General features: G+C 42.8%; 11 protein-coding genes and 1 pseudogene. 8 read left to right on the top strand and 4 right to left on the bottom strand.

What is annotated here, in order from left to right:
- From EI164_RS12170 to EI164_RS12140, 7 genes and pseudogenes are all read left to right on the top strand, one after another.
- Positions 1-342 (top strand): annotated as a pseudogene (locus EI164_RS12170) (hypothetical protein); the annotation flags it as partial.
- A 133-nt stretch (positions 343-475) separates the two neighbouring features.
- Complete coding sequence (gene hisI, locus EI164_RS12165; RefSeq protein WP_192520224.1) at positions 476-1321, top strand: phosphoribosyl-AMP cyclohydrolase; 846 nt, start codon at positions 476-478, stop codon at positions 1319-1321.
- Between the two features lie 229 nt (positions 1322-1550).
- Positions 1551-1823: a Sec-independent protein translocase subunit TatA gene (gene tatA / locus EI164_RS12160; RefSeq protein ID WP_192520223.1), complete on the top strand. Its 273-nt coding sequence runs from the start codon at positions 1551-1553 to the stop codon at positions 1821-1823.
- Between the two features lie 53 nt (positions 1824-1876).
- Positions 1877-2590 (top strand): Sec-independent protein translocase protein TatB, encoded by a 714-nt coding sequence (tatB, locus tag EI164_RS12155; protein WP_192520222.1) that lies wholly within the window; start codon positions 1877-1879, stop codon positions 2588-2590.
- The gene (tatC, locus tag EI164_RS12150; protein WP_192520221.1) at positions 2590-3456 is read left to right on the top strand and encodes a twin-arginine translocase subunit TatC; all 867 of its coding nucleotides are present in this window, start codon (positions 2590-2592) and stop codon (positions 3454-3456) included. The genes tatB and tatC overlap by 1 nt, the downstream gene beginning before the upstream one ends.
- A gap of 177 nt (positions 3457-3633) precedes the next feature.
- A complete protein-coding gene (locus EI164_RS12145) occupies positions 3634-5133 on the top strand; it encodes a UvrD-helicase domain-containing protein (RefSeq protein ID WP_192520220.1) in 1500 nt (499 codons plus the stop codon).
- An 85-nt stretch (positions 5134-5218) separates the two neighbouring features.
- Positions 5219-6241: a tRNA dihydrouridine synthase gene (locus EI164_RS12140; RefSeq protein ID WP_192520219.1), complete on the top strand. Its 1023-nt coding sequence runs from the start codon at positions 5219-5221 to the stop codon at positions 6239-6241.
- A gap of 94 nt (positions 6242-6335) precedes the next feature.
- On the opposite strand, the gene EI164_RS12135 is transcribed toward EI164_RS12140, so the two are convergent.
- Together EI164_RS12135 and EI164_RS12130 are read right to left on the bottom strand one after the other, a co-directional pair.
- Positions 6336-6761 (bottom strand): MAPEG family protein, encoded by a 426-nt coding sequence (locus tag EI164_RS12135; protein ID WP_192520218.1) that lies wholly within the window; start codon positions 6759-6761, stop codon positions 6336-6338.
- Between the two features lie 14 nt (positions 6762-6775).
- A complete protein-coding gene (locus EI164_RS12130; RefSeq protein WP_192520217.1) occupies positions 6776-7189 on the bottom strand; it encodes an OsmC family protein in 414 nt (137 codons plus the stop codon).
- A 575-nt stretch (positions 7190-7764) separates the two neighbouring features.
- On the opposite strand from EI164_RS12130, the gene EI164_RS12125 reads away from it, so the two are divergent.
- Positions 7765-8283: an RNA pyrophosphohydrolase gene (locus tag EI164_RS12125; RefSeq protein WP_192520216.1), complete on the top strand. Its 519-nt coding sequence runs from the start codon at positions 7765-7767 to the stop codon at positions 8281-8283.
- A 120-nt stretch (positions 8284-8403) separates the two neighbouring features.
- On the opposite strand, the gene EI164_RS12120 is transcribed toward EI164_RS12125, so the two are convergent.
- A complete protein-coding gene (locus EI164_RS12120) occupies positions 8404-9225 on the bottom strand; it encodes an NRDE family protein (protein ID WP_192520215.1) in 822 nt (273 codons plus the stop codon).
- A 70-nt stretch (positions 9226-9295) separates the two neighbouring features.
- The coding region (locus EI164_RS12115) for a DUF4139 domain-containing protein (protein ID WP_192520214.1) at positions 9296-9586 on the bottom strand (291 nt) is incomplete at its 5' end.

Here is a 9586-nt window from a genome sequence, read left to right as displayed (position 1 = left end):
TGCTTTGGCTGTCACCCTCCTTTTATCTCCTCAGCATACTTTCTGATACACCACCAAGAGGTCAACTCTGACTATCAAGGCTTGATTATTGATGAGTTACAGTTGAGTGTTAATAGACTTGCACGATTTCGTGAAGAGCTTTTGTTTGAGATAGGCATTGAACCCTTGTATGATAACGGTGGTTATATAGTGATAAAGGTCACACGGATGCAAACTGGTGATACGGTTGCTACCGCACGATTACACTTTATTGGTTACGACTTCCAACTCAATAAGACCGCTACACTTAATAACAGTATAAAAGAAGCGCTGTACCCACACTTATTTAAGATTTTATATTAGACCTATTGAACATATCCTATTTTTTTAACATGCTGTCTTTGCTCAAATAGCTATTCACTCAAGACCTAAAAAGTGAATGGTTATAAACCATTGACCATTTCTTACTCAATACTCATAAGACGACAGATATATTATGACTTTACCTGCTTGGCTGACTGCCGTAACTTTTAATACTGATGGTTTAATTCCTGCGATTGCCCAAGATCATAAGTCTGGGCGTATTTTGATGATGGCTTGGATGAATGCAGAGGCGCTGCAACTAACTGCACAAACCAAAACAGCCGTTTATTTTTCACGTTCACGCAATAAGTTGTGGCATAAAGGTGAAACCTCAGGACATACTCAAACCGTACATGAAATTCGCTTGGACTGTGATGCAGATGTGATCGTGCTTAGCGTAACACAAGCCGGTGGTATCGCTTGCCATACTGGCCGTGAATCTTGTTTTTATCAGCGTTTAGATTTATCTGGGCAAACACCTGAGTGGCAAACCGTTGATAAAGTATTGAAAGATCCTTCGGATATCTATAACACAGAGGTAAATGCTACTCATCTAAATAATGATGCTAGTGTAAGTAGTATTATGACCAAAGATGATACGATTAGTAGTGATAGCCAACCGGATAATGCCTCCATTTTGCAGCAGCTTGATCAGGTATTGGTTGAGCGCAAGCAAGCCGATGCTGATAGCTCCTATGTGGCAAGCCTATATGCTAAAGGTTTGAATAAAATTTTAGAAAAAGTTGGTGAAGAAAGTACAGAAAGCATTATCGCTGCCAAAGACTTTGCGAGCTGTGATGCAGAGGCAGACAAAGCTCAATACGATGATGCTCGTCACGAACTCATCTATGAAGTGGCGGATGTCTGGTTCCATACACTCGTTGGACTGGCGTGGTTCGACATAGAGTCAGATGCCGTGTTAAACGAGCTAGGACGTCGCTTTGGCTTATCAGGCATCGATGAAAAAGCGTCACGATAACTGGTGATATTGCAAAACCAGTCTAGTAAAAGCAACTTGTGAAATCGTAAAATAACCAGCTACTCTGTTTGATTATTTTGCCATTTCACCCTTTTGTCACAAGTGCAGGTTATAATATAGCTCTTTTAACGTCGCGCTATATGTCGATACTTTTTGGTTAATATATCACGGTAATATAAACACAAAGTATTCATATACAGACTGAAAACCAAGACATAAGGATACCTTTATGGGCAGTTTTTCTATTACGCATTGGCTGATACTATTGGTTGTGGTGGTAGTTGTATTTGGCACATCTAAACTTAGAAATGCGGGCAAAGATTTGGGCGGTGCGGTCAAAGGCTTTAAAGAAGCGGTCAAAGATGAAAATACAGAGCATGCTAAAAAGCACGCTGTGCTTGATCACGATGACAACACGCGTACCACAGATCGCTCAGCTACTGACAACGCCAATAGTAGCGATATCAATGCAGCCCCTACAGACGATAAGCACAACGTATAATGTCTATAGTACCTAGCCGACCTGTAGTTCCTAGATAGTGACACTCAACCATTATGTTTGATATTGGGTTTTCTGAATTACTCATCTTTGGCATTATTGCCTTGATTGTTCTGGGTCCAGAAAAACTGCCTCAGGCAGCGCGGACGGCTGGGCAGTGGTATGCCAAGATTCGCCGTACGGTATCTACCCTACAGTCTGAGATAGAGGCTGAGCTAGACTTGGCTGAAACACGGCAGCAAATGCAAAAAGAGCTTGCCAAAATTCGCCAGACTGAAGCGGACATGCGACGTGAGATGGCAGAAATGCGTGGCAATATGAAAGAGTTTGCATCCTCACAAAACCAAACGCTGAGAGCGACCCATGATATCGTCGATGGTCATAAAAACACTAAAAACAGCGAAATCAATAGTAGCGTAGGCAGTCATCAAGCACCTGCTCCAAAAGAGTTCGACGCCGCCTATAGCAATACTGACAATTCAAATGATTTGCAGCAAGCCTCGGCAGTAGACAATCACAGTAGCAGCAATACAAATAACGTGCCCGCTGAATCTAATGACAGTCCACACATTATCACCCAAGTCCTCACGACTAGACCATGGGAGAATATGTGGTTTCGTCTTAGTGCTTATGACAAAGCCCGCCGTCTACCTGAGCCGCCTTACTTACCGAACTATCAAGCAGATAAATTATTAAACAGTCATTTAATTGATTCCTTCGATAGTCCTTTGCAAAAAAAAGCTTCTGCAAATATACAGGAGGCTGACTGATGGGGTTGTTTAAACACACAAAAAGCCGCCAAGAAAAACTCACTGGTTCAGATAAAGAAACCACTACTGATTCAATGGATAAACACGAATCTACAGATGCGTTAAGTACTATGGCTGACATGCCCATCACCGAGCATCTGATTGAGTTACGCAGGCACTTAATCAAAATATGTGTGGCGGTATTGATTATATTTTTAGCGTTAGTCGGGTTTTCACGCGAGCTATATAACTTATTATCAGACCCATTAGTCGCACAATTACCTGCCAATTCGACCATGATTGCCACAGACATTACGTCTAACTTTATGGCACCGATACGTCTAACTATCTTTGTCGCTGCATTTTTTGCTATGCCTTATATCCTGTATCAAATTTGGTCATTTGTAGCACCAGGTTTGTATAAAAAAGAAAAGAAAATTGCGATTCCAGTACTACTCTCCTCTATATTCTTATTTTATTCTGGCGTAGCATTTGCGTACTTCATCGTTCTCAAAGGGGTTCTAAAATTCTTTATTATGTTTGCCCCACAGAATGTCTTACCAATGACAGATATCGACAGTTATCTCAGTTTTGCGCTCAAATTATTTATGGTGTTCGGACTGACTTTTGAAATTCCGGTCGTGACCTTACTATTGATATTGGTTGGTGTCGTCTCCATCCAGAGTTTAGAAGACAAACGTCGTTATATTATTGTGGGATGTTTTGCCGTTGCCGCCGTTGTCACACCGCCCGATGGTGTATCGATGCTGATGCTAGCGATTCCGATGTGGTTGTTGTTTGAGCTTGGTTTGTTTTTAGCCAAGGTATTAATCAAAGAAGAGCCCAATGCAGCTTTATCTGCGAATACGGCCTCAAGCAAAACTTAAACTGACCAGTTAATTCAAAACAAGCCAATCTTATAATCTGTTAATATGATCTTCTAAATCTTACATTAACTTCCGATGACCCTATATGATGGTTATCACTTATTAGCCATTGTCTATGCAGTGGCTTTTTTTACCTCCGTCATTTTTGACCCTGTTTTATTTTTTAGGTAGCTTTTTATGTCCGCATCTATGCCAGCTTATATGAGCGATCCCACTGATGAGCAACTGAACGCGCTCAATATGGCGATGGATCACAAGTCATTTAAAGTAGTCGCTTATGCGGGCGCCGGCAAGACCACAACACTCAAACTAATTGGTGAGCGATTGCGTGGACGCGGCTTATATTTAGCCTTTAACAAAGCCATTGCCAATGATGCTCGCTCAAAATTTCCACCGCACGTAGAGTGCCGCACTTTTCATTCGCTTGCCTATCGTCATGTCGCTCGTGATATCACGGCCAAACTATCCTTGCCGCGCTTTTCCCCTAAACGCCTTGGCGATGATTTAGGCTTACAACCGGTACAAGTACGTCGGCAAATGGATGGGGTCAATAAATACATTACGCTGACACCAGCACGATTATCTCGCTTCGTCAGCGATGCTGTGAGCAATTTCTGTAGTACGCATGCCAGTTACCCTGCCCCTAGACATATATTGTTTCCAAGTTGGCTCGATGATTCTGATGCAGAACAATTACGTGAGCTGCTCTACCCTGCCGTTGAACAACGCTGGCTACAGTCGATTGATGCTCGTCATCCTGCTGGCATCGGACATGATATTTACCTCAAACTATGGGCGTTGTCTAAGCCAAGCATTCCAGCTGATTTTATCTTATTTGATGAAGCACAAGATGCTGATCCATTAATGATGGGAATTCTAACTCAGCAGCCAAAACAAGTAATCTACGTAGGCGATGCCCATCAACAAATTTACGAGTGGCGTGGTGCGGTCAATGCTATGAAAAAGCTGCCACTGCCCCAAACATTACTAACGCAGTCTTTTCGCTTTGGCGAGCCAATTGCCGAAGTCGCCAATACGTTACTAAAGGCATTACAAGAAGAGGTTCCGCTCAAAGGAAACCCTAATAAACAGTCCTCTACTGACAAAGGCATGGTACACAGCAAAAAAGACGCCATTCTCTGTCGTACCAATGCTGCTGCGATGGCTCAGTTATTGACAGGACTCAAGCTCGGTCATAGAGTGGCGCTGCAAGCCGATACCGATCGTATGCTCAAGTTCTGTCAGGCTGCCGAAAATTTGAAGAATGGAAAATCTGCTTATGGTGTGCCTGAACTGGCATACTTTTATAATTGGGGCGATGTACAAGAATACTCTGAAACCAACGAAGGCAGTGATCTAAAAACCCTCGTCAAATTGGTTGATGACCACGGCACCAATGTACTGAGCCAAGCGGTCAATAGTCTGACCAGTATCGAAAATGCAGATTATGTCATCTCAACTGCTCACAAGGCCAAAGGGCTTGAATGGGGAAGAGTACAACTGGATGATGACTTTTACTATGATGTCACCACCAATGCGGTCAAGATAAGCCCAGAAGAGCTGCGTTTACTATATGTCGCTTGCACTCGTGCCCAAACCAACTTAGATATTCATCATATTAAAGATTTGATATTGGGATTACAGACAGGTAAAAAAGTGATTTTTGGTAATACTTAATCAATTTATCATTTTTCGTATTTGCCATTCTAAATTCCTAGTCTACCTTTATTTATCATGACCTTTTAGCAGTGAACCACAAGCAATGAACCATAATGATCAGCTTCAAATCCATCAAAATACGATCTCTCAGTTATTTGCCAATCCCGTCCGCCTCCTTGCGCCAATGGAAGGTCTGACCGATCCATTAATGCGGCAAATCCTCACACAAATTGCAGCAGATTTAGATCGTCCTTATGATTGGTCGGTGAGTGAGTTTATTCGGGTAACTCAGCATGTCTTGCCAGCACACGTGTTCTATAAATACGTGCCAGAATTGCATCATGACTCCAAAACCGCCTGTGGCACACCGATTCATTTGCAACTTTTGGGTAGCGAAGCACAACTGATGGCAGAAAACGCTGCTTACGCCTGCGAGCTTGGCGCGCCTGCCATTGATATCAACTTTGGTTGTCCTGCCAAGACCGTAAACAGTCACCGTGGTGGTTCCGTATTATTAGATGAGCCTGAAACCCTATACCAGATTATCAGCGCGGTGCGTCAAGCCGTACCTGCGCAAATTCCAGTCTCGGCTAAGATACGTCTAGGCTATACCGATACCAATCGTATGGATGATATTCGTAGCGCGATTAACGATAGCGGCGCTGACTGGCTAACCATCCATGCACGAACCAAAACCCAAGGCTATAAGCCGCCAGCCTACTGGGACAAGATTCAGAGCTTTAATACGCTCGATATTCCAGTGATTGCCAACGGTGAGATATGGAATGTAGAACACGCACAGAGGTGTATGACTCAAGCAGGTACACCGCATTTGATGTTAGGTCGCGGTGCGGTTACCCGCCCAGACTTGATTGCTCGTATAGATGCCGTTTCAGATGAGTCCATGCTAAGCGCGGCAACGTTATCGTGGCAAGCACTGGTCTCTCATCAGATAAAATTTTTGGAAGGTCAGGCTAAAACTGAAGTGATATTGGTAGGTCGTTATAAGCAGTGGTTAGCGATGCTCACCAAAGGCTGTGACGAAGCAAAAGTGTTATGGGACAGTATAAAACGAGAAAAAAGTAAAGCAGCTATTATCAGTGCACTGCTAGCCAGTGTACGATAATAGCTGCTTTTATAGTTATGCCGATATTATAATCATGCCACTATGATAGTCATTCCACGAGAAAAGCATTACTGCGTTAACTTCTCTCAAAGTACTAAAGACTCACTCTAATCGCTAAATAAAATAGCATCAAAGAACAAGCCATCGATAACACCCAAAGTATCGAGCGAAACGTTGCCAAATTAGCAATATAAGCCACGCAAAAACCAATTCGAATCAATACATACAACCAAGCCAATACATTGATAATCGATTGTGGAACAAAAAACAGCATCGCCACTAGTACTGCTGCCAAAAATATAGGCAAAGTCTCATAGCTGTTTTGCTGCGCGGCATTGGCTCGTGCTGCCATACCGGTACTATGTTGCAAAAAATCACGAGGATGTGCGTTATTTCTGATTTTAAAGCCGCCAGACGCTTTTGCAACTATTGATACCAGCCATGGTAATAAGCTTGCTACCACCATCGCCCAAATAGCCGACGCTGCGGTATTAGAGACCAACTCCAAAAGTGCATTCATTAGTATACTCGCTTCTACCCTGCAACCACTTCAAAATCATGGGTGACATTCACTCCACCTTGTACCAACATTCTACTGGCTGAGCAGTATTTTTCTGCTGATAAGCTGATGGCTTTTTCAACTTGTTTTTCTTTAACATTTTGCCCTGTTACCACGAAGTGCATGTGAATATCGGTATATACCGCTGGTACCGTTTCAGCACGCTGTGCCGTCAACTCACAACGCACGTCTGTCACTTCTTGACGAGATTTTTTTAAGATCTCTACCACATCGTAGCTAGCACAACCACCAAGTCCTAAGAGTATCAACTCCATTGGGCTTGCGCCTTTTTCTTTATCGGCATCAATCTGAACATTATGACCTGACGGTGAGACACCCATAAATGCTTTGTTCTCTTGCCACGTAACGCTTGCTTTTGACTCTGACATTTCTCATTTTCCTTATTCTAATAAATAGATTGTAATTGGCAGCCTTCAATTAGGAGGTTATCTGCTTCTTATTCTAAGTAGCCTACATTGCTTGATACAGCACATTGCTAGTGTAGCATAAGCCAAAGCAGGATTTGACAACGGCTTTGTCTTTGGTTTTTATCATGAGAATATGGTCTACCCCATATAGATTGCATCCTTCATTCGGACTATTTAGGCTGCTAAATATTATAGCTTCACTTTAGCTTTTGATAACTTATTCTAAGTCAGTATTTTTATTCATCTAACTAATAGTTATGTATCCTGCTTCTCAACTTCTTTCAAATTATCTCTTATTCAACCACCTCTAGAAACCCACAAAAGTCTAATTATAAACCATTGATTTTAAACAACTAAACTCGTGAAACATTTTATAGCAAAATACTGTTACACATTCTGTCGGTTTCTTGGTTTAATAACGGTAATTAATCTTATTTCGGTCTAATACCGATACCAATCACCTTATAATAACTATGATTGCTGTCACGATTGTGGAGTGAAATAAGCTATTTTAAACACATTAAAAAGGTTTAGTCATGATAGATGCAGACGGCTTTCGCGCCAATGTCGGCATCATCTTGGCAAATACACAAGGGCAAGTTCTGTGGGCAAAACGTATTGGTCACAACGCTTGGCAGTTTCCGCAAGGCGGTATAGACCGCGGAGAGACACCAATGGATGCGATGTATCGCGAGCTCTGGGAAGAGGTCGGCCTACATCCGCGTCATGTAGATTTATTGGCAGTGACGCAAGACTGGTTGCGTTATCGTCTGCCAAAACGCTATGTGCGTCATGGACAACACCCTTTGTGTATTGGGCAAAAACAAAAATGGTTTTTGCTGCGCTTAGATGAGGCAAACACGCAACACATCCGCTTCGATGAAGGAAAGCCAGAGTTTGACCATTGGCAATGGGTTAGTTACTGGTATCCACTTGGACAAGTGATTCATTTTAAACGGGGAGTTTATCGTCGCGCTTTGCAAGAGCTAGTGCGTGAGCTTCCCCTAAAACAAGAGCTTATTTTGCCTGAACAAGAAAACCACTTATTGGTGTGATGCCTGATTTAGTCAATCGCTCTATTTGCCATAAAATAAAAAGACCCACGATAATTGCTAGCAGCGTTAGCAATTATCGTGGGTCTTTTTTTGCTCAAAATTTATCGCTCGTATTTATTTTTACTGCGAGTGACCAGTAAGCTCTCGGCTGACAATCTCACTAGTGACGTTTGCCTTTCTAGTTTTAGTTAAGGTTAAAATACTTTGGGTACGAGTTCCATACGTTGTTGCGTTACTGTCTGTATGACCAAACGCTACTGGCGCAATATAAACAGAGGATAGCATTTGCTCAATCTCAATCGATATGCCTGTGTCTGGCAACCGATCTGCTGGTGCAGACGTATGATCCGATAACACATCAAAAGCCGCTTCTTGCCAATATTCAGGTGCGCTATTTTCGGCAATGAGTGGCAATACTTCTTGCCGTATTCTGCCACGTAATTTTTCAGTCTTGAACCAGTTGTCTTCTGGCTGCCCATTAGACAGTACGTGTAAACCTGAGTACAAAGGTGTGGGCGCATGGCCGCGATTATTAACGATGACCGCTTGGGCAGCATCACCAACGATAAGGTTAAAGCCGGCATAATTTCGCAAATTGATGCTTCGAGCAAAATCCATCGGGCTTGAGTCACTGGTCAAGAAATCAGTAACTAACGCACCACGTGAGCGTTCATCATTGCTTGCCTGTACCCCATCACGAAAGTTCAATACGGCAGCCCAGCGACCGTTTTGAGAATAATACTCCAGGCCTTTTACGTGGTCTGGTTGTTGGTGAATACCAAGCCAAGTACCGCCGCTTTGTTTATCGCGCCCCGCATAAATAGACTGATCGGACCATTGGTGTAGCGGCTCAGTAGGACGCTCAAAAAACTCATCACGGTTGGATAACAACACCAATGGCAATTTATCAAATAACTGCCAAGCGATGGCGACGATACACATATAATTCCTTTTTTATTCATAAGCCGATAGCACGAAAAAACCTGATGACAAGGTTTAGGTTCATGATTGATTAATGACCAATTAACTGCTCATCGGCAGGATAACTGACTTGAGACGTCGAGCTTATCACTTTCGATTGCTGACTGGGTAAATCAAACTCCCACGCAATCATGCCTTGATTGCCATTCCAGTCGCGCGTACTCACTGGCGGATTGTGTGTGACAGCGACCTTCAAACTTTCATCACGGCTGATCGGCTCACTGCCTAACACTTGTAGGCTCATCGTACGATTGTGTTTATTAGTAATAGGACTTACGCAAAACCAGAGATATATTGCCAACCTAAAGCATAGCGTAGTACC

Source organism: Psychrobacter sp. FME13 (genome assembly GCF_014861395.1).
Lineage (GTDB): Bacteria > Pseudomonadota > Gammaproteobacteria > Pseudomonadales > Moraxellaceae > Psychrobacter.
This window is presented reverse-complemented; position numbering and strand designations above follow the sequence as displayed.

What these genes read in the sequence shown, in the direction of transcription:
- hisI (WP_192520224.1), top strand. Translation starts at nt 476, where the DNA reads ATGACTTTACCTGCTTGGCTGACTGCCGTAACTTTTAATACTGATGGT.
- tatA (WP_192520223.1), top strand. Translation starts at nt 1,551, where the DNA reads ATGGGCAGTTTTTCTATTACGCATTGGCTGATACTATTGGTTGTGGTG.
- tatB (WP_192520222.1), top strand. Translation starts at nt 1,877, where the DNA reads ATGTTTGATATTGGGTTTTCTGAATTACTCATCTTTGGCATTATTGCC.
- tatC (WP_192520221.1), top strand. Translation starts at nt 2,590, where the DNA reads ATGGGGTTGTTTAAACACACAAAAAGCCGCCAAGAAAAACTCACTGGT.
- EI164_RS12145 (WP_192520220.1), top strand. Translation starts at nt 3,634, where the DNA reads ATGTCCGCATCTATGCCAGCTTATATGAGCGATCCCACTGATGAGCAA.
- EI164_RS12140 (WP_192520219.1), top strand. Translation starts at nt 5,219, where the DNA reads ATGAACCATAATGATCAGCTTCAAATCCATCAAAATACGATCTCTCAG.
- EI164_RS12135 (WP_192520218.1), bottom strand. Translation starts at nt 6,761, where the DNA reads ATGAATGCACTTTTGGAGTTGGTCTCTAATACCGCAGCGTCGGCTATT.
- EI164_RS12130 (WP_192520217.1), bottom strand. Translation starts at nt 7,189, where the DNA reads ATGTCAGAGTCAAAAGCAAGCGTTACGTGGCAAGAGAACAAAGCATTT.
- EI164_RS12125 (WP_192520216.1), top strand. Translation starts at nt 7,765, where the DNA reads ATGATAGATGCAGACGGCTTTCGCGCCAATGTCGGCATCATCTTGGCA.
- EI164_RS12120 (WP_192520215.1), bottom strand. Translation starts at nt 9,225, where the DNA reads ATGTGTATCGTCGCCATCGCTTGGCAGTTATTTGATAAATTGCCATTG.